Origin of the sequence: Rhodococcus sp. IEGM 27, from assembly GCF_033142305.1 — a bacterium.
GTDB classification, from domain to species: Bacteria; Actinomycetota; Actinomycetes; order Mycobacteriales; family Mycobacteriaceae; genus Rhodococcus_F; species Rhodococcus_F oxybenzonivorans.
Map to the genome: position 1 here is coordinate 712,507 of NZ_JAWLSG010000001.1, position 26,050 is coordinate 738,556.

At 66.5% G+C, this 26,050-nt stretch carries 23 protein-coding genes; 13 read left to right on the forward strand and 10 right to left on the reverse strand.

Annotated elements, in window-relative coordinates:
- Positions 1 to 72 precede the first annotated feature (72 nt).
- The 5 genes from R4P95_RS03325 to R4P95_RS03345 all read right to left on the reverse strand — a co-directional run bounded on the left by R4P95_RS03325 (position 73) and on the right by R4P95_RS03345 (position 6,139).
- Positions 73 to 264: an antitoxin gene (locus tag R4P95_RS03325; protein WP_213573334.1), complete on the reverse strand. Its 192-nt coding sequence runs from the start codon at positions 262 to 264 to the stop codon at positions 73 to 75.
- 127 nt (positions 265 to 391) lie between these two features.
- A complete protein-coding gene (locus R4P95_RS03330; RefSeq protein ID WP_317743583.1) occupies positions 392 to 2,842 on the reverse strand; it encodes an HAD-IC family P-type ATPase in 2,451 nt (816 codons plus the stop codon).
- Between the two features lie 36 nt (positions 2,843 to 2,878).
- A complete protein-coding gene (locus R4P95_RS03335) occupies positions 2,879 to 4,210 on the reverse strand; it encodes an MFS transporter (protein WP_213573336.1) in 1,332 nt (443 codons plus the stop codon).
- Positions 4,211 to 4,247: 37 nt separating this feature from the next.
- Positions 4,248 to 5,363: an MBL fold metallo-hydrolase gene (locus R4P95_RS03340; RefSeq protein ID WP_213573337.1), complete on the reverse strand. Its 1,116-nt coding sequence runs from the start codon at positions 5,361 to 5,363 to the stop codon at positions 4,248 to 4,250.
- 44 nt (positions 5,364 to 5,407) lie between these two features.
- Positions 5,408 to 6,139: an enoyl-CoA hydratase gene (locus R4P95_RS03345; protein WP_204164881.1), complete on the reverse strand. Its 732-nt coding sequence runs from the start codon at positions 6,137 to 6,139 to the stop codon at positions 5,408 to 5,410.
- Between the two features lie 143 nt (positions 6,140 to 6,282).
- On the opposite strand from R4P95_RS03345, the gene R4P95_RS03350 reads away from it, so the two are divergent.
- Positions 6,283 to 7,374: an NAD(P)-binding domain-containing protein gene (locus R4P95_RS03350; protein ID WP_213573338.1), complete on the forward strand. Its 1,092-nt coding sequence runs from the start codon at positions 6,283 to 6,285 to the stop codon at positions 7,372 to 7,374.
- Here the strand turns inward: R4P95_RS03350 and R4P95_RS03355 are convergent.
- Positions 7,346 to 8,488 carry a lipase family protein gene (locus R4P95_RS03355; protein WP_249353980.1) on the reverse strand — a complete coding sequence of 381 codons (1,143 nt, stop codon included), beginning with the start codon at positions 8,486 to 8,488 and terminating at the stop codon, positions 7,346 to 7,348. The two genes, R4P95_RS03350 and R4P95_RS03355, sit on opposite strands and share 29 nt — an antisense overlap.
- Positions 8,489 to 8,579: 91 nt before the next feature.
- Here R4P95_RS03355 and R4P95_RS03360 point away from each other — a divergent pair, with 91 nt between their 5' ends.
- The 3 genes from R4P95_RS03360 (at position 8,580) to R4P95_RS03370 (ending at position 11,444) form a co-directional block, all read left to right on the forward strand.
- Positions 8,580 to 10,076 carry a phospholipase D-like domain-containing protein gene (locus tag R4P95_RS03360; protein WP_213573339.1) on the forward strand — a complete coding sequence of 499 codons (1,497 nt, stop codon included), beginning with the start codon at positions 8,580 to 8,582 and terminating at the stop codon, positions 10,074 to 10,076.
- 205 nt (positions 10,077 to 10,281) lie between these two features.
- The gene (locus R4P95_RS03365) at positions 10,282 to 11,004 is read left to right on the forward strand and encodes a hypothetical protein (protein ID WP_213573340.1); all 723 of its coding nucleotides are present in this window, start codon (positions 10,282 to 10,284) and stop codon (positions 11,002 to 11,004) included.
- Positions 11,001 to 11,444, forward strand: a complete 444-nt coding sequence (locus R4P95_RS03370) for a cupin domain-containing protein (RefSeq protein ID WP_213573341.1) — start codon at positions 11,001 to 11,003, stop codon at positions 11,442 to 11,444. Before R4P95_RS03365 ends, R4P95_RS03370 begins: the two co-directional genes overlap by 4 nt.
- Here R4P95_RS03370 and R4P95_RS03375 read toward each other — a convergent pair.
- Positions 11,441 to 12,295 (reverse strand): aldo/keto reductase, encoded by an 855-nt coding sequence (locus R4P95_RS03375; RefSeq protein ID WP_213573342.1) that lies wholly within the window; start codon positions 12,293 to 12,295, stop codon positions 11,441 to 11,443. The two genes, R4P95_RS03370 and R4P95_RS03375, sit on opposite strands and share 4 nt — an antisense overlap.
- 138 nt (positions 12,296 to 12,433) lie before the next feature.
- Here R4P95_RS03375 and R4P95_RS03380 point away from each other — a divergent pair, with 138 nt between their 5' ends.
- Positions 12,434 to 13,027, forward strand: coding sequence for a class I SAM-dependent methyltransferase (locus R4P95_RS03380; RefSeq protein WP_109327485.1), 594 nt, complete (start codon positions 12,434 to 12,436; stop codon positions 13,025 to 13,027).
- Between the two features lie 61 nt (positions 13,028 to 13,088).
- On the forward strand, positions 13,089 to 14,726 hold the full coding sequence (locus R4P95_RS03385; RefSeq protein ID WP_213573343.1) for an ABC-F family ATP-binding cassette domain-containing protein: 1,638 nt from the start codon (positions 13,089 to 13,091) through the stop codon (positions 14,724 to 14,726).
- A 1-nt stretch (position 14,727) separates the two neighbouring features.
- Here R4P95_RS03385 and fdxA read toward each other — a convergent pair whose 3' ends face one another.
- A complete protein-coding gene (fdxA, locus tag R4P95_RS03390; RefSeq protein ID WP_005244047.1) occupies positions 14,728 to 15,054 on the reverse strand; it encodes a ferredoxin in 327 nt (108 codons plus the stop codon).
- 146 nt (positions 15,055 to 15,200) lie between these two features.
- Here fdxA and R4P95_RS03395 point away from each other — a divergent pair, with 146 nt between their 5' ends.
- The 5 genes from R4P95_RS03395 (at position 15,201) to R4P95_RS03415 (ending at position 18,870) form a co-directional block, all read left to right on the forward strand.
- Positions 15,201 to 15,506, forward strand: a complete 306-nt coding sequence (locus R4P95_RS03395) for a helix-turn-helix transcriptional regulator (protein ID WP_109327481.1) — start codon at positions 15,201 to 15,203, stop codon at positions 15,504 to 15,506.
- Between the two features lie 7 nt (positions 15,507 to 15,513).
- Positions 15,514 to 16,053, forward strand: a complete 540-nt coding sequence (locus R4P95_RS03400; RefSeq protein WP_213578259.1) for a hypothetical protein — start codon at positions 15,514 to 15,516, stop codon at positions 16,051 to 16,053.
- 32 nt (positions 16,054 to 16,085) lie between these two features.
- The gene (locus R4P95_RS03405; RefSeq protein WP_317743584.1) at positions 16,086 to 16,982 is read left to right on the forward strand and encodes an ATP-binding cassette domain-containing protein; all 897 of its coding nucleotides are present in this window, start codon (positions 16,086 to 16,088) and stop codon (positions 16,980 to 16,982) included.
- A complete protein-coding gene (locus R4P95_RS03410) occupies positions 16,979 to 18,172 on the forward strand; it encodes an ABC transporter permease (protein WP_213573345.1) in 1,194 nt (397 codons plus the stop codon). The genes R4P95_RS03405 and R4P95_RS03410 overlap by 4 nt, the downstream gene beginning before the upstream one ends.
- A gap of 65 nt (positions 18,173 to 18,237) precedes the next feature.
- Positions 18,238 to 18,870 (forward strand): hypothetical protein, encoded by a 633-nt coding sequence (locus tag R4P95_RS03415; RefSeq protein WP_317743585.1) that lies wholly within the window; start codon positions 18,238 to 18,240, stop codon positions 18,868 to 18,870.
- A 27-nt stretch (positions 18,871 to 18,897) separates the two neighbouring features.
- Here R4P95_RS03415 and R4P95_RS03420 read toward each other — a convergent pair whose 3' ends face one another.
- Positions 18,898 to 21,138 carry an NADP-dependent isocitrate dehydrogenase gene (locus R4P95_RS03420; RefSeq protein WP_317743586.1) on the reverse strand — a complete coding sequence of 747 codons (2,241 nt, stop codon included), beginning with the start codon at positions 21,136 to 21,138 and terminating at the stop codon, positions 18,898 to 18,900.
- A 210-nt stretch (positions 21,139 to 21,348) separates the two neighbouring features.
- Here R4P95_RS03420 and R4P95_RS03425 point away from each other — a divergent pair, with 210 nt between their 5' ends.
- Positions 21,349 to 22,116 (forward strand): hypothetical protein, encoded by a 768-nt coding sequence (locus R4P95_RS03425; protein ID WP_317743587.1) that lies wholly within the window; start codon positions 21,349 to 21,351, stop codon positions 22,114 to 22,116.
- Between the two features lie 135 nt (positions 22,117 to 22,251).
- Positions 22,252 to 25,398, forward strand: coding sequence for a multicopper oxidase family protein (locus R4P95_RS03430; RefSeq protein ID WP_317743588.1), 3,147 nt, complete (start codon positions 22,252 to 22,254; stop codon positions 25,396 to 25,398).
- Between the two features lie 8 nt (positions 25,399 to 25,406).
- On the opposite strand, the gene R4P95_RS03435 is transcribed toward R4P95_RS03430, so the two are convergent.
- Positions 25,407 to 26,036: a PepSY domain-containing protein gene (locus R4P95_RS03435; RefSeq protein ID WP_249353982.1), complete on the reverse strand. Its 630-nt coding sequence runs from the start codon at positions 26,034 to 26,036 to the stop codon at positions 25,407 to 25,409.
- Between the last annotated feature and the right edge of the window lie 14 nt (positions 26,037 to 26,050).

Consider the following 26,050-nt stretch of genomic DNA (forward strand, 5'->3'; position numbering starts at 1 on the left):
GCTCATCACCGCGGACGCGTCCGGGCCCCGGTTCGAGAACCGGGGCCCGGACAGGTCTCGTGGGAAGGGTGGTCACTCCTTCGGAGGAACTGCCTTCTTCGCCGCGTCGGCAGCCTTGTCGATCTTGTCGCTGTACTTGCGACCGGTCTTGCTGTTCGCGAGGTCGGCAGCCTTGTCGATGGCGCCGTGAACCTTGTCCGCGTTCTGCGAGGCCGCAGCCTTCCCCTTGCCCAGCAGGCCCTTCAGTGTGTCGGCAAAACTCATCGTTCTTCCTCCTCTGTGCTTGCGCACATAGCGTCTGCGCGAGATCGAACACTCGCAGCGCACCCAGTCTCACAGCATCGAGCCAGGGACGCCAACGGTCCCGTTAACAGGACGCGAGCCACCGCCCTCAGCGGCGGCCCGGCAGATCCGCCGGTGGCGCGAAAAGTCGTCGATGCTCTCCGTGGAGGCGGCCCGTCACCCACCACGCCACCTCCACGAGAACCACCCCGACGAGACCGCAGGTGAGCGCCGACGTGGTGGCAGCCACGTTGGTCGGGTCGAGCTCGAAGAACGTCCGCGTGAACGGGAGGGCGAACAGGACGAGGTACGCCGCGACGGACCCGAAGATCAGGACCAGCTTCCACCACACGTACGGGCGTGCGACGACGGCGAGCACCCACAGCGCGATCATGATGAGTGTGATCAGTGCCGACGTACCCGCCTGCACCTTCTGCGTCTGGGTCTGCTCGGGCCCGGCGTAGACCAGGAGGTACGAAATGAACGTGGTGACACCGATGATGACGCCCGACGGCACCGCCAGCCGCATCACCCGTGGGACGAAGCCGGAGCGGGCACGTTCGTTGTTGGGAGCCAGCGAGAGGATGAATGCGGGGATACCGATGGTGAACCAGGCCGCGATGGTCACATGCCTCGGCAGGAAGGGGTATGGGACCGGTTCGAAATCGAACATCTGCGACAGCGCACCCGTCAGGCCGATCAGGAACGCCAGCAACACCGAGTAGACGGTCTTGGTGAGGAAGAGGTTGGAGACGCGTTCGATGTTGCCGATCACCCGGCGACCCTCACCGACCACGTACGGCAATGTGGCGAACTTGTTGTCCAGCAACACGATCTGTGCCACCGCCCGCGTCGCGGGGCTTCCCGATCCCATCGACACGCCGATGTCGGCGTCCTTGAGCGCGAGAACATCGTTGACACCGTCACCCGTCATCGCCACCGTGTGGCCGCGAGATTGCAACGCTGCCACCATTTCCCGCTTCTGATCCGGCCGCACCCGGCCGAACGTGGTGGATTCCTCGAGAACATCGGCGAGGGCCTCGGGTTCCGACGGCAGGGTGCGGGCGTCCACGGGTCGGTTCCCACCCGGAAGGCCGAGCGATCCGGCCACGGCACCGACCGACACGGCGTTGTCGCCGGAAATCACCTTGACCGTGACGTTCTGACCCGCGAAGTACTCGAGGGTGCCGCGCGCATCGGGTCGCACCCGCTGCTCGAGGATCACGAGGGCGCGAGGCGTGACGACCCCCGGCGCCGCCGGATGGTCGACCGGAACGTCGCCGCTGCCGAGGAGCAGCACCCGCAGTCCCGACGCACCCGCACGCTCCGCCTCCCGTGCCATGGCGCTGCCCGGGTCCAGGAGAACGTCCGGTGCGCCGAGCACCCAGTTCCCGTGGGAACCGTACGACTGTCCGCTCCATTTCTTCGCCGAGGAGAACGGCGCCTCAGCCGTGGCGTCGCCCCAGCCGGGATCGTCGGGGAACGCCTCCTTGATCGCCAGGACACTGGCGTTGGGGCGTGGATCGTCGGCGGCCAGGGCAGCGAGTGCGGCGCCGGCCGGACCGGCATCTTCGGCCAGGGCGCAACGCAATTCGGACAGGCGCATCCCGTTCTCGGTGAGCGTGCCCGTCTTGTCGGCGCACACCACGTCGACCCGGGCGAGCCCTTCGATGGCGGGCAACTCCTGCACCAGACACTGACGCCGGCCGAGCCGGACCACGCCGACGGCGAACGCGATCGACGTCATCAGCACGAGCCCCTCGGGCACCATCGGCACCAGCGCGGCCACCATGCCGTTCAACGCCGGTCGCAACGCCTGACCGCTCGAGAACAGCTGGTTGTAGATGATGAGCAGCCCCGCCGGAATCATCAGGTACGTGATGAACTTCAGAATCGTGTCGATGCCGCTGCGTAACTCCGAATGTACGAGTGTGAACTTACTGGCCTCCTCCGCCAGTTTCGCGGCATAGGCGTCACTGCCGACCTTCGTCGCCCGGTAGCAGCCGCTGCCGGCGGCAACGAAACTCCCCGACAGAACCGGATCACCCACCGCCTTGTGCACCGGGTCGGCCTCGCCGGTGAGCAGCGATTCGTCGATGTCGAGCGCGCTCGCCTCCACCACGACACCGTCGACGACGATCTGGTCGCCCGATCCCAGCTCGATGAGGTCGTCGAGCACCACCTCCCGAGGCGCCATCGCAACGGCCGATCCGTTGCGGCGCACCACCGGTTTGGTCTGGCTGACGATGGCAAGTTCGTCCAGAGTCCGCTTGGCGCGTATCTCCTGGATGATGCCGATGCCACTGTTCGCGATGATGAGCAGCCCGAACATCCCGTCGATGATCGAACCCGTCGCCAGAACGATGACGAACAGTATGCCGAGGATCGCGTTGATCCGGGTGAAGACGTTGGCGCGCACGATGTCGCGGATCGACCGGCTGGCGCGGTCCGGCACGTCGTTGGTCTTGCCTGCGGCCACCCGCTCGGCGACCTGGTCGGCGGTCAAGCCGTGCGCAGCGAGGACGGCAACACCGTCCGTACCGGTCTCGTCGTACGCCATGGTCCACAGGCTACGCAACGGGGCGGCGACAGGCGGTCATCCCGCCTCGAGAACCATCCCGGCACGCTCCGGCAGCGTGAACGCCGCACCGGCGGCCACGAGGAATGCTGCCGCGAACACGGCGAACACCAGTGCGTTTCCCCCGCCGATGAGCAGCCAGGGAACCATCAACGGCGCAAGGATCGACGCTATCCGGCCGAAGGCCGCCGCCGCACCCGTCCCTGCCGCCCGCACCGACGTCGGATACAGCTCCGGACCGATCGCATACAGGGCGCCCCAAGCGCCGAGGTTGAAGAACGACAACATCATTCCGGCGGCCACGATGGTGGCGGGCGTATCCGCGAGTCCGAACAGCCCTGCCGCCACCGCGGAGCCGAGGAGGAACGTCGCGAGTGTGCTGCGGCGGCCCCACACCTCGATCAGCCAGGCGGCGACCGCATAGCCGGGCAGTTGGGCGAGCGTGATGAACAACGTGTACTGAAACGACTTCACTAGGTCGAATCCCTGGTTGACGAGCAGGCTCGGCAGCCAGATGAAGGCGCCGTAGTAGGAGAGGTTGATACAGAACCACACCGTCCACAGCGCGGCCGTTCGGGACCGCAGCCGCGGCGACCAGATCGACTCTGCCGGTGGCTGCGGGGTGGCGCTGTCGGGACCGGCGGCGTTGTCGGCGTTGCCACCATCGACCGCGGCCGTCACGCCCGCCGATTCCTCGAACGAGCGGACCGCGGCTTCCGCTTCCTCGTATCGGCCCTGTCGTTCGAGGAACCGCACCGACTCGGGCAGTCCGATCCGCACCGCCACCGCGTACAGGGTGGGGACGAGTCCCACGGCCAGGGCCCATCGCCATCCGTTGTCACCGAGGGGGATGACGAAGTATCCGATCAGCGCGGCCAGAATCCAGCCGAGTGCCCAGAACGCCTCGAGCGCCACCACGACGCGCCCCCGTACCTTGCGCGGTGCGTACTCGCTGACCAGCGTCGACGCCACCGGAAGTTCCGCGCCCAGGCCGAGGCCGACGACGAATCGCAGAACGAGCAGCAGGGCGACCGAACCGACGAGCGCGGTAGCACCGGTCGCGAGGCCGTAGACGAGCAGCGTGACCGCGAATACCTGGCGTCGTCCGATCCGGTCGGCGAGTAGCCCGCCGAGGGCGGCACCCACCGCCATGCCGACGAAGCCGATCGACCCGATCCACGACAGCTCCGTCGAACTCAGTTTCCACTGCACGGCCAGCGCCGCCATCACGAACGAGATGAGCCCCACGTCCATCGCGTCGAGCGCCCACCCCACGCCGGAGCCGAGCAGCAGCTTTCCGTGCTTCCGGGTGAAGGGAAGCTCGTCCAGCCGCTGGGTTCGTGTGTTCATGGACCGGAAGTTAGCACCCGGCACCGCGTTCCACAGATCAGCCGAGGGCGGTCCACCACGGCGTCTGCGCCGTCGGCTTCGTCGCGTCGACGCGCTGGCCCGGCATCGGCACGGCCACCGTCGTGCCCGTGTCTTCCGCGGCCTCGACGAGCCGGACGATCGGTTCGGACCACGCATGGAAGGCGAGATTGAAGGTCGCCCAGTGCACGGGAACCAGGAGTCCGCGGGTGGCGTCTCCCTGTTGGAGGTCGGTGTGTGTCTGCACCGCCTCTTCCGGGTTCATGTGAATGTCGGCCCACCGGGGGTCGTAGGCACCGACCGGCAGCAGGGTGAGATCGAACGGCCCGTAGCGGCGGCCGAGGTCCGCGAACCTCGGGGTGTATCCGCTGTCACCACCGAAGAACACGGTGCGTTCGGGGCCGGCGAGAACCCACGACGCCCACTGCGTGGTGTTGCGGACGAGCCCGCGACCGGAGAAATGCCGCGCCTCCGTGCAGGTCAGCGTGAGCGCACCCACGGTGGTCGACTCGTCCCAGTCGAGTTCCACGATCCGCTCCTCCGGCACCCGCCACCGGCGCAGGTGCGCGCCGAGCCCGACCGGGACGACGAACGGCGCCTTCTGGCTGGAGACGAGTTGCCGCACCGTCGCCATGTCGAGGTGGTCGTAGTGATCGTGGGAGATGACGATGGCGTCGACGGCAGGCAGGTCCGAGAGTGGCACCGGTGTGGGATGCATGCGGGACGGACCGAGGAACGTCGACGGAGACACCCGGCGACTCCACACCGGATCGGCCAGGACCCGGTACCCGTCGACCTCGACGAGCACGCTCGAATGGCCGTACCAGGTGACCGCGACGTCGGCTGCCTCGACCGGTGCGAGGGGTGTGGCCAGCGGAATCGGCCTGCGCGGTCGTCCAGCGGTGCCCCGGGTGACGAGCGCCTTCAGGATTCCGGTTTCCGATCCCGGCAACATCGTGCTGCCGGGGTCGGAGTTGTGGAACTGCTGGTTGCGGTATCTCGGCGACACCGCGGCGTAGGGACGCACCTGCGCGCGGGACGCACCGATTTGCGCGGGCAGACCCCACGCAGCCCTCATCAGCCACCCGAGTGTGGCAGTTGCCAGGACTGTCGTCACAGCGCGTTTCGCGTTCATCCCGACAACTGTAACCACGAGTGCGCCGTACGTGACGCGGCCGGCTAGCGGCCCCGGAACACCGGGGGCCGCTTCTCCGCGCGTGCCACCCGCGCTTCGTGGGCGTCGTAGCTCTTCCACGCGGCATGGAGTGCGGCGAGCTGCTCGGGCGGCGGCGGGCTCTGGGTGCCGTCGTCGTTGAGAACCATCTTGAGGTGCTGCAACGACAGCGGGGCGAGCCGGGCGATGGAGTGCGCCCAGCGCTGTGCGACTGCGAGGTCGCCACGCTTGTTGGCGAGACCGTGGGCGAGGGCCTCGTCGGCACCGACCTCCTCGGCTCCGAGAAGGATGGTGCGGGCCGGTCCGCCGCCGATCAGCGACGCCAGCCGGTGCACGGTCCACCTGTCGACGGAGATACCGAGCTTGGCAGCGGGAATGGCGAAACGCGCTTCGGGGGCCACCACCCGCAGGTCCGCAGCGAGGGCCAGTTGGCTTCCTGCGCCGATGGCCGGACCGTTGATCGCGGCGATCACCGGGACGGGGACCGAGTCGATGGTGTGCAGCATCTCGAGCAGGGTGTCGGTGAACCCGTCCGCGTACACGTCGCCCGACAGATCGGCTCCCGCGCAGAACGCGGTGCCCTGTCCGGTGAGCACGATCACTCGTCCGCCGTCGGTGACGGACGTCTCCATCTCCTCGCGCAGGCGCTCGCAGAGTTCGGTGTTCAGGGCGTTCCGGCGGTCGGGGCGTTGTAATTCGAGGGTGATGACGTCGCCGTCACGACTCGTCCCGATCATGTCCACTCGCTTTCTCCGTGTTTGCTGTCCGTTGCGTTGCTGACGTGCCCACCCGACTGGACCGCTGCCAGCCAACCACACGCCGGAACGGCCGGAACACGGGAGCCGGTCGGATAGTTGTCCAGGAGGAGGTAAGGACGAACATGAGTCGGAATGTGAACGTGGTGGTGATCGGGGCCGGTCAGGCGGGGTTGTCCGCCGCCTACTTCCTGCGCAGGTTGGGGGTGGAGCCGGAGACGGAGTTCGTGGTTCTCGACCATGCGGCCGGGCCCGGGGGCGCCTGGCAATTCCGCTGGCCGTCACTGACCCTGAGCACTGTCAACGGGGTGCACGATCTTCCCGGCCTCTCCTTCGCCGATGCGGTCGGCGTCGACGGCGATGACGTGGCGGCGGCCCAGGTGCAGGCGTCGACCGCGGTCCCCCAGTATTTCGCGACGTACGAGAAACAGTTCGAACTGCCGGTGCACCGGCCCGTGCACACGCGCGTGGTGTGTGCCCGCGAGCAGCGGCTGCGGATCGAGACCGACGCGGGCACCTTCACCGCTCGCGGACTGATCAATGCCACCGGCACCTGGGAGCGCCCGTTCATCCCCCGATATCCGGGCGCGGAGTTGTTCGCCGGACAGCAGCTGCACACCAAGGATTATTCGTCGGCGGATCAGTTCGCGGGACGCCACGTGCTGGTGGTCGGCGGCGGTATCTCGGCGGTGCAACTGCTCGACGAGATCTCCCGGGTCACCACCACCACGTGGGTTACCCGGCGTCCGCCCGAGTTCCGGGACGAGCCCTTCACCCCTGAGATCGGCCGGGCCGCGGTCGCCCTCGTCGAGGATCGAGTCCGGCGCGGTCTCCCGCCGGGTTCGGTGGTGTCGGTGACCGGCCTCCCTGTCACTCCCGCTATTCGCGCCGCCCGCGAGCGCGGGGTGCTGGACCGGTTGCCCATGTTCAGCGAGATCACGGCGACCGGTGTCCGTTGGGCCGACGGGCGTGAGCAGAACGTCGATGTGATTCTGTGGTGCACGGGCTTTCGCAGTTCGCTCGACCATCTGGCGCCGCTGCGACTTCGCGGCCCGGGCGGCGGCATCGAGATGACCGGGCGGCTGGCCACTCAGGTAGCTGCCGATCCGCGGATCCATCTGGTCGGTTACGGGCCGTCGTCGTCGACCATCGGCGCCAACCGTGCGGGGCAAGCCGCCGCACGCGAACTCACCCGGTACCTCGAGTCGCCTGCCTGAACAGCGCCGCCACGAACACGGCCTGCTCCGGCGCGGACTGGTACATGCTGGCGAAGTGGCCGCCCGAGTACATGCGGTAGTCGAGCGGGGTTCCCGCTCGGCGCATGTCTGCGGCCAGTTTGTCCGTCAGGGGGAACGGCACCGACGGGTCCGTGACACCTTGAACGATCAGTAGCGGGCGGTCGTAACCGGCGACGGGTACTTCCAGATACTCGCGCAGCGCCGACTGCAGGTCGGGCGCGTCCAGCCCGCGCGACAGCATCTGCGCCACCGAGACGTTGCGCGTCAGCCTCACAAACTCGCGGAACGGCAACTCCGGCGCCGCATCGACCAATCGCCTACCCACCTCGGTGAGGTAACTGTCGAGGTCGAGTTCCGGATACGCGTCGCGGAACCCGGCGATCAGATAGGACATGTACACCGTCAGGCCTGCGAGCCCCTGCGGGGGAAACCAGGGACCACTCCACGGCGCCACCAGCTCGATGTTCGAGGGCACACCGCCCGCGACGGCGCCGCGGTAGTCGAGCTCCGGCGCGTAGGTGGTGGCAGCGTGGGCGGCGAACACGGAGGCCTGCCCACCCTGTGACAGTCCGACCGTGACCCAGGACGAGGACAGGGTATCGTCGACCTCCCTCGAAGCCCGGACCGAATCGACGACACTGCGTCCGGCAACCTTGCCGTCGAGGTAGGGCGGTACCCCCGGAGTGCCCAGCCCCACGTAGTCCGTCGCCGCGACGGCGTAGCCCCTCTGCAGCCAGCTGCTGACATAGTCTCGCGACTCCGTGTCGACGCCGGTCACCGACGGAGCGTCGTAATCGGAGTTCCCCACCGTGCCGTGCGCCCAGGCGATCACCGGCCAGCCCCCGTCGGGCGGTGGGCCTCCCGGCACGAACAGCATTCCGGTACAGGGCGTGACGCCGTGCCGGTCGGTGGTGCGATAGGTCATCCGGTACGCAGCGCCTGCACCCGGGAGTCGGAGCTCCGCCGGGAGTTCGGAGGATGCGATGACCGTTCCGGGACGCTCGTCGGAGCGCACCGGTACCGCACCGACAGTGGGTGCCCAGAGCACGCTGACCAGTGCGAGTAACGCCACGATGCGCCACCGATGCCGCACCTCTCCACGGTAGTCCGCGCAGGGATGGCAGTAGTGTGAATCGTCCGCCTTCGGGGGTAGGGCGGTCCCACCGGACGGGGAGAGCGGAAACATGAGCGACGAGAGCCCGATACTCGCACCGGGCGACACGTGCTGGCAGGTCACGCACGCCGATCGGCTGGCGTGCATCGTCGACGCCGCCGACTACTTCCGCCACGCCAAATCTGCAATGCTCCAGGCCCGGCACCGCATCATCCTGATCGGCTGGGACTTCGACACGCGGATCAAGTTCGAGCCGGACGAGAAGACGCTCGAGGGCCCGAATCGGCTGGGACGATTCCTCGTCTGGCTGACCCGGAAGCGTCCCGATCTGGAGATCTATCTGCTGAAGTGGAACATCGGGGCCTTCGCGGCGATCGGGCGCGGTATGACCCCGGTGTTCATGGTGAACTGGGTGACGGATCGCCGGTTGCATTTCGAGATCGACGGAGCTCACCCGGTCGGGTCCGCTCATCACCAGAAGATTGTCGTGATCGACGACACGCTCGCGTTCTGCGGCGGTATCGACATGACCGTGGACCGCTGGGACACCTCCGATCACCGGGACGACAACCACTACCGCACCCAGCCGAACGGCAACCGCTACGGGCCGTGGCACGACGCGACCACCGCGGTGGACGGTGACGCCGCCAAAGCTGTCAGCGAACAGGCCCGCGCCCGATGGAAGACCGCCACCGGCAAGGAACTTCCGGCGCTCGACGACACCGCGCACACGACACCCTGGCCGGACGGGCTGGAGCCGACGATGCATTCCGTCGACGTCGGCATCGCCCGTACTCTGCCCGAACTCGCCGATCGGGGGGAGGTTCGCGAGATCGAGGCTCTCTATCTGGCGGCGATCGCGGGCGCGGCACGGTCGCTGTACATCGAAAGTCAGTACCTGGCGTCGCGCACCATCGCGGAGGCGATCGCCACGCGACTGCGTGAACCGGACGGCCCGGAGATCATCCTGGTGCTGCCCCGCAACGCCGACGGGTGGCTCGAGCGGCTGGCCATGGACGGGGCCCGCCGACGACTGCTGCACCTGTTGTGGGACGCCGACGCCGGCGGCAAGCTCGGGGTGTACTACCCCGTCACCGCGGGCGGAAACCCCATTTACGTGCACGCCAAAATTCTGGTGATGGACGACCGCCTTCTGCGGGTCGGCTCGTCGAACCTCAACAACCGGTCGATGGGTTTCGACTCGGAGTGCGACCTGGCGGTCGAGGTGACGGCAGACACCGCGAACGGCGACCGACTCCGCGACACCATCGTCGGAATACGGCGTCAGCTGTTGTGCGAGCACCTCGACGTCGCGTCGGACACCTTCGACGACCTTCTCACCGAGAAGGGTTCGTTGTTGGCCACCGTCGAGGCGCTGCGCGGCGACGGCCGGACGCTGATGCCGTTCGAGCCGGACACCGTCGAGGGTGAGGACAGCCCGCTGGCCGAGAGTGAACTGATGGACCCGGAACGGACGCCGCCGAGCATCTGGGAGAGGACCAACTGGACGCGGTTCCGGCGCAGACTGGTACGGCGCAGGAAAGCGGCCGGATCGCTACAGGCGTGAGCTACAAGCTGCCCCACAACCGAGTGATGCGTAGCCTGATGTCGTTGTCGAGTACCGGAATTGGAGCTCCCGGCTTCCGAACACCTACGACTCTGGGGGTTACCGTCCATCCATTCAACGCACCCGAGGGATGGCGTTCACCCACCCTCGGGTACCCGACAGCGAAAGTATGATGAACGGACAGGGCACAGCCGAGGAGGCCGTGATGACGGACAGCCCACGATCGATCGCCCAACGCGACACGCCGCTTCCCGCCGGTCTGAACGAGGAGCGTTTCGCGGGGTACGGGGTGATGGGCCTGCCGTTCGCCAGCGGGCACTACCTCGCGTTCCGGCACTTCCCGGCGAGCTCGGTCGGGGAAGGGTACGACTCGGTGTGGCATCGCGACCCGGCCGGGAACTGGGTGATCTACAGCAGCGTCCCACCCAGCTCGAGTTGCGCGCGCTACTTCGGTTCGGAACTCGAAGACGCACGGGTGGAGGACATTTCAGTCCAGTGGACCGGTCCGCGCGCTTTCACCGTGGAGATTCGGCACAAGATCGTGTGGGAACTCGAACTCGGACGCTCGGTTGCCACCGCGGCGATGACCGGGATCGGCCGTCTCATGCCTGCGGCCTGGTGGCGGAGCGAGAAGGTGCTGTCCGCGATGTCGAAGGCGGCGGGACCAGTGCTGCGCGCCGGAAAGGTCGGCCTCACCGGGACGGTGTCGAACGGCCAATGGTTCCGCGCCAATCCACGGATGCTGTGGACCGTCGACGACAGCCGTGCCATGGTCGACGGCGTCGACATCGGGCCGCCTGGACCGCTCGATCATCAAGCGAGACTGGGAGACTTCTGGTTGCCACAGCGCGGCATGTTCGTGGTCGGCGAGTCGTTTTTCGAGCCGTATGATCCCGAGCGCCATCGGCAGAACACAATGGGTTCATGACAGATCTTCCGGACTGGGCGCGCGCGCTCGATCTCACTCCTCATCCGGAGGGTGGGTGGTATCGCGAGACGTGGCGCAGCGACATCACCGTCCCCGCCGAAAGTCTGCCCGCCGACTATCCGGGACCGCGGTCGGCAGGCACCGCGATCCTGTTCCTCCTGCTGCCTGGTCAGCAGTCGGCGTGGCACACGGTGCGCAGTGCCGAAATCTGGTTCTACCACCGGGGCAGCCCACTGCTCCTCGATCTGGGTGGTGACGGCGGCGAACCCGATGCCCCGGCAGCGCACATTCTCGGACCCGACGTCGCGGCGGGCCAGCAGCCACAGCTACTGGTCCCGCCCCGACACTGGCAGCGCGCCACTCCGGCGGGCGACGAACCGACTCTCGTCAGTTGCGTCGTCGCCCCGGGTTTCGACTTCGAGGATTTTCGGCTGGTCTAGCCGGCGAACGTGTCCGGGTCGCCGCCGAGACGGCCGTCCGGGCGGCTGAGAGAGCCGATGGTGTTGATCTCGTCGGGGGTCAATTCGAAGTCGAAAACGTCGATGTTGGCGGCGATGCGCTCGGGGGTCACCGACTTCGGGATCACCACGTTCCCGATCTGAATATGCCAGCGGAGAATCACCTGCGCTGTCGACTTACCGTGTGCCGCCGCGATGGTGGTGATCGACTCGTCCTCGAGGATGGTTCCCTGCCCGAGGGGGCTCCACGCTTCGGTCGCGATTCCCTTTCCGGTGTGGAAAGCCCGCAACTCGGCTTGGTTGAATCGAGGGTGAAGTTCCACCTGGTTGAGAACCGGCACCTCACCGGTTTCGGCGATCAGGCGCTCGAGGGTGGCCGGGGTGAAGTTGGAGACGCCGATCGAACGGGCGCGCCCTTCGGCCTTGATCTTCTGGAAAGCCTTGAAGGTCTCGACGTATCGATCAGCCGACGGCACCGGCCAGTGGATGAGGTAGAGGTCCACAAAGTCGAGGCCCAGCCGGCCCAGGCTCGCGTCGAAAGCGCGGAGCGTGGAGTCGTAGCCCTGATCGTCGTTCCACAGCTTGGTGGTCACGAACAGTTCGTCCCGAGCAATGCCCGAGTCGGCCAGCGCACGGCCCACCCCGGCCTCGTTCTCGTAGATGCGCGCCGTGTCGATGCTGCGGTATCCCGCCTTCAGCGCCTCGGTGACCGCGCCGTAGCTCTCGTCGTCGGGTACCTGCCAGACACCGAAGCCCAGCGCAGGAATGCTGTTCCCGTCGCTCAGCGTGACCGTAGGTACAGGTACAGGACTCTGTGCAGTGTTGAAACCCATAGGTGAATCCAACCGGACACCCGGCGAGGATGTTCCGCTGTCTCAGGATGTGGACGTTGCGTGTCGTCCGGTGGCGAGCGGGTAATCGGTCGCCAGTGGTGTGTTCAGGTGGGGACGCACCCATCGGAAGGGGCGAGCATGGGCCTCGGGTACGAACTGGCCTATCGGTTCAAGATCACACCCTGGGTAAAAGCGGGCCGAATCTTCGGCGATCAGATCGAAGGACTGCTCGACCCGTGTGACACCCCACCGGGCAAAGTCCTCGACGTCGGCTGCGGGACGGGCGACCATGCCATCGAAATGGCCAGGCGAGGCTGGGACGTGACCGGAATCGACACCGTCCAGCTGGCGCTGGACAAGGCACGCTCCAAAGCGCGAAAGGCGGGCGTCGACGCGCGGTTTCTCCGTGCGGACGCCACCGATCTCGAGCACACCGTCGGCCGCGGCTACCACCTTGTCCTCGACGTCGGGTGCTACCACGGCATGAGCGACGCCGACCGCATCGCGTACGCAGAAAACGTCACCACCGTCACCGAACCGGGAGCCACTCTCCTGATGTTCGCGTTCGGCCCGGGTCACCGGGGGCCCCTCCCCCGCGGAGCCTCCCGTTCCAACGTCGAGCGCACCTTCGAGGCGTGGAAGCTGACTTCCGACGTGGACGCCGACACCACGGGCATGCCCGGGCCGCTGAAGAAGGCCGACCCCCGCTGGTTCCGCCTCGTCAAGCGCTGACCCCTGTGCGCACTTGTCCACCGCCCGCGGTGCACAAGTGCGCACGGGGGATAATGCCCAGGTGACTGCAACACTGCGCATCAGCGGATTGTCGGCTTCGCGGGGTGAGCGGACACTGTTCTCCGGCCTCGACCTGACTGTCGCCCCCGGCGACGTCACCGGCTTGGTCGGCGCCAACGGCGCAGGCAAATCCACCCTCCTCACCGCTCTGGCCGGGGTCGGATCGGCCGACGTCGAGGGCAGCATCATCCTCAGCCCACCCGACGCCGCGGTCGGCTACCTCGCTCAGGAACCGGAGCGTGTGCCGGGTGAGACGGTTCTCGATTTCCTGGGACGGCGCACCGGTGTCACCGTGGCCGAGGACGCGATGAACGTCGCAGCCGAAACCCTGGGCGAGTCGGAGGAGGATCTCTACTCCCCCGCTCTCGAACGGTGGCTGGCGCTGGGCGGCGCCGATCTCGCCGAACGTGCCGAGAAGGTGGTCGCCGAGCTGGGACTAGGGGTGCCGCTGACCGCCCCGATGACGGCCCTGTCGGGCGGGCAGGCCGCGCGGGCAGGGCTGGCGTCGCTGCTGCTGTCCCGCTACGACGTCCTTCTGCTGGACGAGCCGACCAACGACCTCGATCTTCTCGGGCTCGAACAGCTCGAGCGTTTCGTCGCGGACAGCAGGGCAGCGATGGTGGTGGTCAGCCACGATCGTGAGTTCCTTGCACGCACGGTGACCGGCATCGTCGAACTCGACCTGGTTCAGCAGCAGATCGCCGTGTACGACGGCGGCTACGAGTCGTATCTCGCGGAGCGCGAGATCGCCAGAAAGCATGCCCGCGAGGCCTACGAAGAGTACGCCGGCACCCGTTCGGAGCTGGAAGACCGCGCGCAGATGCAGCGCAATTGGATGGAGCACGGCGTCCGCAACGCGCGGCGGAAAGCGAAGGACAACGACAAGATCGGAAAGGGCCTGCGTACCGAGTCGACCGAGAAGCAGGCCGCGAAGGCCCGTCAGACCCAGCGCCGAATCGAGCGACTCGACGTGGTCGAGGAACCCCGCAAGGAGTGGGAACTGCGCATGGAGATCGCTGCTGCCCCGCGCAGCGGGTCCGTGGTCGCGACGGCGAACGGTGCAACGATCACCCAGGGCGTCGGCGACTTCGAATTCGGGCCCGTGACCACCCAGGTCGACTGGGGTGATCGCATCCTCATCACCGGCGCCAACGGTTCGGGCAAGACGACGCTGCTGAAGGTACTGCTGGGCAAGCTCGTTCCGGATGCGGGTAGCGCGTCGCTGGGCTCGGGTGTGGCGATCGGCGAGATCGACCAGGCGCGCGGCCTGTTCGAAGGCGCGGAGAAGGTGTCCGACGCCTTCGCCGCCCAGGTCCCGGACTGGGCGGACGCCGACGTGCGAACACTGCTCGCGAAATTCGGATTGAAGGGGCACCACGTATTGCGTTCCGCGTCGTCGCTGTCCCCCGGCGAGCGCACCCGGGCGGCGCTCGCGTTGTTGCAGGCCCGCGGAGTCAATCTTCTGGTGCTCGACGAGCCGACCAACCACCTCGACCTTCCGGCGATCGAGCAACTCGAGCAGGCGATGGAGAATTTCGACGGCACCCTGCTGCTCGTCACCCACGACCGTCGGATGCTGGAGACGACCCGCAGCACCCGCCGGTGGCGGATGGATGCGGGCCGGCTGTTCGAGGAGTAGGTCAGTCGCCTTCGGCCATGGGCGGCAGGGCCTTGACGAACGGCGGGTCGTAGTCGACCTTGCCCAGTTTTGCCGCACCTCCCGGCGACCCCAGGTCGTCGAAGAAGTCGGCGTTCGCCTTCGTGTATTCCACCCACTGATCGGGGACATCGTCCTCGTAGAAGATGGCTTCGACGGGGCACACGGGCTCACAGGCGCCGCAGTCGACGCATTCGTCGGGGTGGATGTAGAGCATCCGACCACCCTCGTAGATGCAGTCGACCGGGCACTCTTCGATGCATGCCTTGTCCAGAACGTCGACACAGGGCTCGGCGATGGTATACGTCACGTCAGTAATCCTGGCCTTTCCTGCCGTCCGGCGCGAATCGCCTCCACTCTGCCACTCAATTGCCCGTGGTCAACCGAAGTCGACTTCGGCGCGCGGATCGTTGCCCCCAATTGACAAATCGTTGGGTTTTCACAACACTTCTTTGTGTGAGTCCAGTTCGCCGGGGGGAGTCTCTTCCCATCTACAACCGCATCGGAGTTCTTCGCGCCGAGCGAGGGATGAGCCGGGCACAGCTGGCGGGCCTCATCGACGTCAATCCGCAAACCGTCGGCGCGCTGGAACGGGGCGACCACTACCCCAGCCTGGACCTCGCCTTCCGCATCGCGTGGGTGTTCGAGCTACCCGTGGAGGCGATCTTCTCCCGGACCGAATTCGGTCCGCTGTCCACCGAGTTGTACCGCAACACCCGTCCGGCGCGCGAAACAGGAAGCGAGAGGAGTTCCGATGCCTGACACGACTCTGCCTGACACGACTCTGCTGGAGCGGTACCAGGGTTTCCGCACCCGAAGGTTTTTGCAGAACGAAGCACGTTATCGGACGTGGCTGCCGGGGTGGCGGACACAGCGCCGCCGGCGGCTACTCGTCGTGCTCCTTGCGCTCACATTCGTGTTCATGGTCGCAGTGGGGATCGTGTGCCACTTCGACATGGTGGTGGGACCACTGCTGTGGCTTCCCGCCTGCCTCTTCTTCTTCCCACTGTGGACGACGTTGCAGATAGTCTCCGGACGGCAGGGTGACGCACCCCGTGATGCACTCGACGAGTGGGAGATCCAGCAGCGGAACAGCGCCCGGTCGATCGGACTCACGGTGACCCAGCTGCTGACGCTCGTTCCCGGGTTGTACCTGATCTTCGTCGGCGCGCAGGACGGCGATCACAGCAACGTGCCGTACGCCGCAGGTCTCCTCGTGGTCACCGCGCTGATGGTCGGCGGATGCACCCCGGCCATGATTCTGGGCTGGACACAACCCGATCCGGAACCGGAAGACCTGACGCCATGACAACTTCTCGCCCTCCGAAATGGGAAGGACCCATGTCTCACACCCTCACGATCGACGGCATCTCCAAACGGTACGGTGACGTCGTCGCACTCGACGACCTCTCGTTCGACGTGCGGCCCGGCGAGATCTTCGGATTCGTCGGCAGCAACGGCGCCGGAAAGACCACCACGATGCGTATCGCCCTCGGCGTTCTGTCCGCCGACTCGGGTGAGGTGCGGCTCGGGAACAAGCCCGTGGACCTCGAGGTGCGACGGACCATCGGCTACATGCCCGAGGAGCGCGGGCTGTACCCGAAGATGAAAGTGGGTGCGCAACTCGCGTATCTCGCGGAGCTGCACGGTCTCACGCGCGCGGCCGCCCGCGAGTCGGTAGGCCGGTGGACCGAACGCCTCGGCATCTCGGACCGCACCGGTGACACCGTGGATGCACTCTCGCTGGGTAATCAGCAACGAGTCCAGCTCGCGGCAGCGCTGGTCCACGATCCGGCGGTCCTGGTGCTCGACGAGCCGTTCTCCGGGCTAGATCCCGTCGCCGTGGACGTCATGAGCGAGGTGTTGCTGGAGAAATCGAGAACCGGTGTGCCGGTGATCTTTTCGAGCCATCAGCTCGAACTGGTTCAGCGCCTGTGCCACCGGGTGGGCATCATCGCGTCCGGGAAGATGCGTGCGGTCGGGACCGTCGAGGAATTACGCGGCGCCGGCAACGTCCAACTCGACGTCTATGCACCGGAAGCTCCCGTCGGGTGGGCACACCACCTCGACGGCGTGACCACGATCAGCCACGTCGACGGCCGGACCCTGCTGTCGCTCGAACCACATGTGGACGATCAGCTGATACTGCACACTGCGTTGAAAACCGGCCCGGTGCACGAATTCTCGTTGCACCGGCCGTCCCTCACCGAAATGTTCCGAGAGGTCGTGACGGCATGAGCGCCCCACTGAGTCCTGTCCGTGCCATCGGCTTGGTAGCCCGCCGCGAGTTTCTGACACAGGTCGGCAAGAAGAGTTTCGTCATCAGCAACGTGATCATTCTCCTCGCGATCGTCGGCGGTATCGTCGCCTACTCGCTGTTTTCGGGCGGCGGCGACGACCGGGCGAAGATCGGCGTCGTCGGCGACCAGGCCCTCGCACCGGTTCTCGTCGCGACCGGGGACGCTGTGGGCACCCCCGTGGAGGTGTCGGCGATCGACAGCGAACAGGCCGGGCGCGAACGCGTCGAGAACGGTGATCTGGACGTGGTCCTCATCCCGGGCGCCGACGGCTCTGCCACTGCGGTCACCGAATCGGAGATCGGCTCCGGCCTACGTGCCGTGATCGACGGCGCCGTGATGCAACGAGCACAGGCCGAAGCACTGTCGGCGCAGGGTGTCGATCCCGCTCAACTGGCGGAGGAAGCCGGCAAGGCCGTGGTGACGGTCGACGCCCTGGACCCGCCCGACCCGGAGAAGGGTCAGCGGGTGGCATTGTCGGTTGCCGTGGTGGTGCTGCTCTACATGCAGATCATGATGTTCGGGATGTACGTCGCGATGGGCGTCGTCGAGGAGAAGTCGAGCCGCGTGGTGGAACTGCTGCTGTCGACCCTGCGGCCATTGCAGTTGTTGTGGGGCAAGGTCATCGGTATCGGCGCCGTCGGTCTGCTGCAACTGGCCGCGTACGGGGTGGCCGGCGTGGGCGCAGGCCTCGCCACCGGCACCCTCACCGTGACCGGTACCGCACTCGGGGTCCTGGTGGGCACACTCGGCTGGTTCGTCCTCGGTTTCGCGTTCTTCGCCGTGCTCTACGCCGCTGCAGGCTCCATGGTGTCCCGGCAGGAAGACGTCAACGCCACGGCGTCACCGCTGATGGTCTTGATCGTCATCATGTTCTTCAGCGCGTTCTCCTCGGTGAGCGACCCCGACGGCACAGTGAGCAACGTACTCAGCTGGATCCCGCCGTTCTCCGCGATCCTGATGCCGTTGCGGATCGCGGCCGGCGTGGCATCACCCACGCAGGTCGTGGCAACCGTGGCACTGATGCTCGCCGTTACTGCCGCGCTGAGTGTGCTGGCCGCCAAGATCTACCAGCGCTCGATCCTGCGTATCGGCAAGGTCGTGTCGTGGAAAGAGGCACTGGGACGCTAGTGTCGCGCATCTCCCGGGAACACCCGTCGCACGGTTGAGGTCCGGAGCGCCGGGTATCCAGGGTCATGACCACAGAACACCTGTCGCGCCATCGTGTGCCGTGGGCGAAGGAACACCCCACCGTTCGAAAGGTTGCGAACCGCGAAGCCCAGCTGATGCGAACGCTGGAGCGGGTGGTGTCCCTGCTCTCGGCCGCCGAAGTGCCGTTCGCGGTGGGCGGGGACTGCGCGGTGTACGCCCGCGGCGGACCGCCGGCCGAGCACCCGGTGACCATCATCGCCTCGGACACCCACCTGGCCGGGGCAAGGGCTGCGCTGGCGACGGGCGGGATGCGGCCCCTCGTTTCCCCCCGGCTCGGGTCACGCCTGCTGGTCGACGGTGATCACCGGATCACCCTGCTGTATCCGTCCCGTACCACCGGGACCGGACACGGACTCCTCGAACCGGCCGAGACGATGCGAATCGGGCAGATCTGGGCACCGGTCCTCAGCGCAACAGATCTGATGATCGACAAACTTCGTCATCTCGATGCTCATCGGTGGAACTTCGTGCCGATGCTGCCGGTGGCCCGCGCACTACGCGAGCAGGTCGACTGGCCCACTGTCGCGGCGGTCACCGCTGACCTCCCCAGAGCCCGGGCATTCTTGGGGCTGCTCGACGACCTGGCGGTCACACCACCGGTGGCAGAGCGGACCTGAACCGAAAGACCGCCCGGGCGTTCGGGCTCAGCGTTGGACGCCCGCCAGCGTGGTGTTCAGGGTCTTGCTCGGCCGCATCACGGCGACCGTCTTGTCGCTGTCCGGCTTGTAGTAGCCGCCGATGTCGACCGCTTCGCCCTGAACCTCGATGAGTTCCCGCACGATGGTGTCCTCGTTTTCGGCCAGCGCCTCGGCAAGCGGGGCGAAGTGCTGTGCCAGTTCCTCGTCCTCGGTCTGCGCGGCGAGTTCCTGCGCCCAATACATCGCGAGGTAGAACTGGCTGCCCCGGTTGTCGAGCTCGCCGGTCTTGCGCGACGGGCTCTTGTTCGTGTCCAGGAGCCGGCCGGTGGCTGCGTCGAGCGTCGTGGCCAGGATCTTGGCCCGATCGTTGCCGGTCTTGATCCCGAGGTCCTCCAGGCTGACGGCCAAGGCAAGAAACTCCCCGAGCGAATCCCAGCGCAGGTGGTTCTCCTCCACCAACTGCTTGACGTGCTTGGGCGCCGACCCGCCGGCGCCCGTCTCGTACAAGCCGCCGCCGGCCATCAGCGGCACGATCGACAGCATCTTGGCGCTCGTGCCGAGTTCCAGGATCGGGAAGAGGTCGGTGAGATAGTCGCGCAGGATGTTGCCGGTCGCGGCGATGGTGTCCATCCCGCGGATGAGCCGCTCCAGCGTGTACCGCATCGAGCGCACCTGCGACATGATCTGGATGTCGAGGCCCTCGGTGTCATGATCCTGCAGGTACAGCTCGACCTTCTTGATCAGCTCGTTCTCGTGCGGGCGGTACGGGTCGAGCCAGAACAGGACCGGCATGCCGGAGTTGCGTGCCCGGGTGACCGCAAGCTTGACCCAGTCGCGGATAGGCGCGTCCTTGACGGTGCACATGCGCCAGATGTCGCCCGCCTCGACGTGCTGGGTGAGCAGCACCTCACCGGTGTCGACATCGACGAAATTGGCGTCACCCTCCTCCGGAATCTCGAAAGTCTTGTCGTGCGAGCCGTACTCCTCGGCCTTCTGCGCCATGAGCCCGACGTTGGGGACGGTGCCCATCGTCGTCGGGTCGAACGCGCCGTTGGTCTTACAGAAGTTGATGATCTCCTGGTAGATGCGCGCGAACGTGGACTCCGGCATCACTGCCTTGACGTCCTTGGGCCGTCCGTCGGCGCCGTACATCTTGCCACCCGAGCGGATCATCGCGGGCATCGAGGCGTCCACGATCACGTCGCTCGGCGAATGGAAGTTCGAGATGCCGCGGGCGGAGTCGACCATGGCCAACTCGGGACGGTGCTCATGGCAATCGTGCAGATCCCGACTGATTTCCTCGCGCTGCGTGCTGGGCAGCTTCTCGATCTTGTCGTAGAGGTCGGCGAGGCCGTTGTTGACGTTGACGCCCAGTTCGTCGAACAGCTTCTGATGCTTGGCGAAGGCGTCCTTGTAGAACGTCTTCACCGCGTGACCGAAGACGATGGGGTGCGAGACCTTCATCATCGTCGCTTTGACGTGGAGGGAGAACATCACGCCGGTCTTGCGCGCATCCTCCATCTGCTCCTCGTAGAAATCGAGCAAGGCCTTCTTGCTCATGAACATGCTGTCGATGATGTCGCCCTCACCCAGTTCCACCCCGGGCTTGAGAACGATCGTCTCGCCGCCCTTGGTCACCAGCTCCATCTTGACCGTGCGCGGCCGGTCGAGCGTCATCGACTTCTCGCCGTGATAAAAGTCGCCGTGCCGCATGTGCGCGACGTGGCTCCGCGAGGCCATCGACCACTCACCCATGCTGTGCGGGTGCTTGCGGACGTACTCCTTCACCGCCTTGGGTGCGCGGCGATCGGAATTCCCTTCACGCAGGACCGGGTTGACCGCGCTGCCGAGGATCCTGCCGTAGCGCTGCCGGATCTCACGTTCCTCGTCGGTCTTCGGGGGGTCCGGGAAGTCCGGAATCTGGTAGCCCTTGCCCTGGAGCTCCTTGATGGCGGCCAGGAGCTGCGGCACAGACGCGCTGATGTTGGGCAGCTTGATGATGTTGGTCTCGGGCAGTTGTGTCAGACGACCCAGCTCGGCGAGGTTGTCCGGGACACGCTGCTCTTCGGTCAGACACTCGGGAAACTCGGCCAGGATGCGCGCCGGAACCGAGATGTCGCTGGACTCGACCTCGATGCCCGCGGCCTCGGCAAAGGTGCGCACGATCGGCAGGAAGGCGTAGGTCGCGAGCAACGGCGCCTCGTCGGTCAGCGTGTAGATGATGGTCGACTGTTTATCGGCGCTCATGCTTGTTCTCCCGCGTCAGTTCGGTCCGTTTTCGAAAGGGTGCTCTTGGCATCGCGACGAAAACCAGGCTACGTGCGAGATCAATAGAACCATATTCGAGCGCCGGTACCCGGTACTCCGAACTCCGCTTCACTGCGGTTGGTTTCGTCCACCGCTCGACGCACGGGAAACAGACCTACGTCCGATGGCGTGCGCTCTACCCTGAACGTCGTGGCCGCTCTTCACGCGGAGTGGATCAGAATCTGGAGCAACCCCGCAGACACCCTTGCGACCGTCGCGTTCAACGCCGTCCTGATGATCGGGGCCTGGTCCCTGCTGCCGCGGAACTGGTTGTTCGAGTGGACCGGGCCGTCGGGTTTCGCCTTGGCCTTGGCCGGCTGGATGTACGCCGATGTCACCGCGACCAACGTGCTGGCACCGGACCGGGAGAAAGTTCTCGCTTCGCTCGACGACCGCGCCGCGCTGCGCAGGATTCTCGGCGCCAAGGCGGTGGCTTTGTGGATGCTGATCGCGCCGCTCTGCGCGACCATCGCGATCGTTGTCGGTTTCGTGGAGCGGGACTGGATGTTCACTGCCGTGGTGGTCGTCGCTGTGGCGTTGTGTCCGTTCGGTCCGCTGGCCGGGTCGAGTCTGGTCGGGGTGTTCTTCCCCTACCATCAGCGGTCCCTGCGGTGGCGGTGGGAGCAACGGGCCCGGTGGCGCACCGTCGTCGTCCGGTGGTTGATCCTACTGGTACTTCCCTACGGCGTGTTCCCGGCGTTGTCGGTGGCGGTTGCCGTCGCCCCAGTCGCGCTGTGGCGCTCAGTGCGACCCGCGGATCCGCCTACCCGGATCGACACCGCCGCTTTCGCGCTGTGCGTCGTCCTCGCCGTCGTCATCTCCGCGTTGATGTGGGTGGTGGCGCGCCGGATCGCAGTGTCGCGGATACAACGGCACGCTCCGCTGGCGGAGTACCTACGCGACTGCGACAGGGGCTGAGGCCCTGCCGTGGAAAGTGGCGCTGGGCCGCGAGTGGGTGAAGGCGCGAATCCCCTGATTGCGGCCGTGCGTGCCGTGTAGCGTTCGATATGTCGATCGGCGCTGCTCACGTGCGGTCGTGGAACGGGGAACGTCATGGTCGTCCGTCGCAGAAGGCCGGTCGTCCTGGTCGCTGTCACGATGGTCACGTCGCTCACTCTGATGTTCACCGGCTGCGCATCCGAGACGACCACCGTGGGCGGTGGCAATTCTGGGCCGGACGGCACACCGGTCGCATACCAGGAGCCGGTGAAGCTGATGAGCGACGGCGGGGTCCTCGAAGTGCGGCTCTCGGCCCGCCAGGGCACCGTCGACCTCGACACCGCCTCGGCGCCGGTATCGAATTTTCTGCTCTTCGGGTACGAGGTTCTCCGAGGGACGGCCTCCGACGGTTCGGCGGAGGCCGACGGCGTCTACCCGGCCCCGACACTGCGGGTCGATCCGGGTGAGCGTCTGATCATCCATTACGACAACGACCTGCAGAACCTGACGATCGAAGATTTCTACGACCCCGCCTTCACACCCGCAGGTGGGGACGTACCGATCTACCCGCCGCCTCTGACGTCGTCGCCGCTCAATCTCCACACCCACGGACTCCATGTCAGTCCGGACGGCAACGCCGACAACGTCCTACTCGACATCCCGGCGGGCAAAGGCAACGTCTACGACTACGCGGTGCCTAAGGACATGCCGAACGGCCTGTACTGGTATCACAGCCACCGCCACACGGTCACGGCGCAGCAGACATATCTCGGGCTCGCGGGACTCCTCGAAATCGGGCGTCCCGACGGCAACCTGCCGCTGGTGACCGAGAACGACATCCCGATCCGGGACATGGCGTTGCAGTACAACTTCGTGTTCGACCGCAAGGGCGGCGGGCATCAGCTGAACGACCCGAACTGGCCGCAGTATGTGAGCACGCTGACGCCTCCCGAAGGCGACCAGCTTGCCGACGGCACCTACTCGCCGACCCTGGCCCCGGTGAACTTCTCGGAGACGTCGGAGGGCGCTCAGTACTTCACCAACTGGTACGCCGGACCGCTGTCGCCCGCCAACCACCGGGGACAGAACCAGTTCGTTCCCGGCAACCTGCAGAGTTTCAGCAGCGACGAGGCGAACATCCCCGCGGATCCGTCCCTGCCGGACAATCAGCGCGATGTGCAGTACACGGTGAACGGCCAGTTCCAGCCGGAACTGAAGCTGAAACCGGGACAGACCGAAATCTGGGTGCTCGCGAACATCAGCGACTTCGCCTACATGCCGCTGCGCCTCACCGAGACGGCGACGGGCAATCACCCGAAATTTGCGGTAGTCGGCCAGGACGGTAATCCCTTCCCTCAGGTCGAGAGGCCCGTCGGCGGTGACGGGACCCGGCTCGTCATCCCGCCGGCGTCGCGGTACGCGATTGCCGTGACGATGCCGCAGACCGGCGACCTGGTGCTGGACATGCCGCCCTTGGAGAAGGCACAGCCGGTCAGCAATCCCGGTGTGCTGTACACGAACGACGGCACCGAGAACCCGCCCGCCGTTCTGGGCACCGTCACCGTCGATCCGTCGGTCATCAGCTACGCCGACGGGTTCTTCACCTTTCCCACGCAGAAGCTCATCCAGGCCACCCCGGACGACGGCCAGGGACGGACCACACCGTTCGAACCCGGGCAGAAACTCGACGCCTACACGTCTTTCGTCGACACGTCGGCGATGACGCCCGACGTGAAACGCACCCTCACCGTCTCGGGCGGTTTCGGCAACGAGAAAGCCAGCAACAGCGACCCCAAGGCATTCACCTACGAGTTCGACGACAACACCTTCCCCAACATTCCCTTGATTCAGCCGCGGCTGAACTCCGTCGAGGAGTGGCTGATCACCAATCTCAACAACGACGAACACCCGATGCACATCCACGTCAACGACTTTCAGGTCACCGAGATCGTGGACCCGGTCGCCGGAACGAGGACAGGGGTGCAGATGTGGGGTGAGGACAACGTCAACGTGCCGGCCCCGGTGACCGACGCGAACGAGAATCCGCTCGTACCGGCCTCGGTGACGCTGCGCACGAAGTTCACCGAGTACATCGGCACCTTCGTCATCCACTGCCATCGCCTCAACCACGAGGACAACGGACTGATGGCCACCGTCAACGTGATCCCCGAGGTGTCGACGTACGCGGTCGCGGTACCCGGATCACCGGGCAGGGCGGCGACCGTGCAGGTCTACGACGGCAACGGTGACAGGCTCGTCTCGACCGCCACGCCCTTTCCCTCGTTCGAGGGAACGCCGACCGTCGCCATGGCCGACGTCGACGGCGACATGGTGCTCGACCTCGTGGCCGGCACGGGTGCGGGGGTGGCACCCGAGGTGGTGTCCTACGACGGAGCAGACGGGTTCCTCTCCGAGCTCACCCGTTTCGCGCCCTTCGATTCGGAATTCCGCGGTGGTGTCACCGTCGCAGGCGCGGACATCGACGGCAACGCCCTGGCCGACAACATCATCGTCGGCTCCGGTCCCGGAATCGAGTCGGAGGTGAAGATTTTCGGCCTTCCCGGCGAGAAGGGCACGGCCCCCGGGTTGTTCGGGCGCTTCACGCCGTACCCAGGATCGACGTCGGGTGTCACAGTTGCCACCGGCATGGTCGACGCCGTCTCGGGCCGCGACAGCATCGTCACCGCGCCCGGTCCGGGTGAAGCACCCCGCGTCAAGACATTTCGCTACGACCTGTACACCCCGACCGCAACGGCCGAGGCGAACGGATCGGCGGACGAGCATGCCAGCCACGCTGCCGGACCTGTGACCACCTCGGACTTCCTGGCCTTCGACGAGGGCTATACCGGTGGCGTCTCCCTGTCGACCGGGTGGGTTGCGGGCGCCGAGGGCGGCGCGCAGAGCATCGTCACCGGCATGCTCGGCGGCGACGGCACGGTTCGCGTCTGGTCGAGCGGTTCACGACTCGACGGCGAACCTGCGATGTATCTCGAGAGCCCCAACCATCATTCGGGGCCCGTCACCTTCACGCAGATCGCCGACTTCGTGCCGTTCCCGGGCAGCGGCGTGCAGGTGGCCACCACGAGCACCACCACGGGCGCAGATCTCCTCGTCAGTGGTGCCGGACCGGGCGGCGCCGAGGTCCGCAAGTTCGGGCTCGGCAGGGCCGACCCGCAGGCCGGCACCCTGGCGCCGTCCCCACTGGGCGCTCTGCCTCCCCTACCCGCCCCGAGCGGACCGGTGCCGCTCGGTGGGCGGTAGATCGTCCGTCAGTTGTCGGGTACCACCACGCCGGTGGCGGCATCGACGTTCACGTCGTAGTCCCAGCCCCTGCCGTCGCGAATATGCACGTGCCACACCGTTTTACCGTCCCGCTGCTGTTCCTCGGACGACGCCACCGTGCCCCCGGGCACCGTCGCCAGAGCCGTCTGCTCCGCCTGCTGCTGGGTGACCGCCTGTGGTGCGGCCGGCACGGTGGGTGTCGTCGCAGTGTCGTCGTTGTCCCGGTCCTGGTCCTGGTCCTCGGATACGACTGTGCCGTTGGCAGCATCGACGTTCACGTCGTAGTCCCAACCCCTGCCATCGCGAATATGCACGTGCCAGACGGTCTTACCGTCCCGCTTCACCTCTTCGGACGAGACGACCGTGCCTCCGGGTACCGTCGCCAGAGCGATCTGTTCGGCCTGTTGCTTGCCCACCGCCGTCGAGGCCGCCGTCCCGCTGGGCGAGGTGCCGGCGCCAGTCGTGGTTGCCGAATCCGTCGTGGTGGCGGCTGCCGTGGCACTGGTCTGCGAACCGGAGTCGTCAGCGCTGTCCGAGCCACAACCTCCCAGGAGCAGTGCCGATGCCATGGCAAGGGCGGTCAGGCTCGTACCTCGCACGGTTTTCGCGGTCATCATCGATCCTTCCGTTG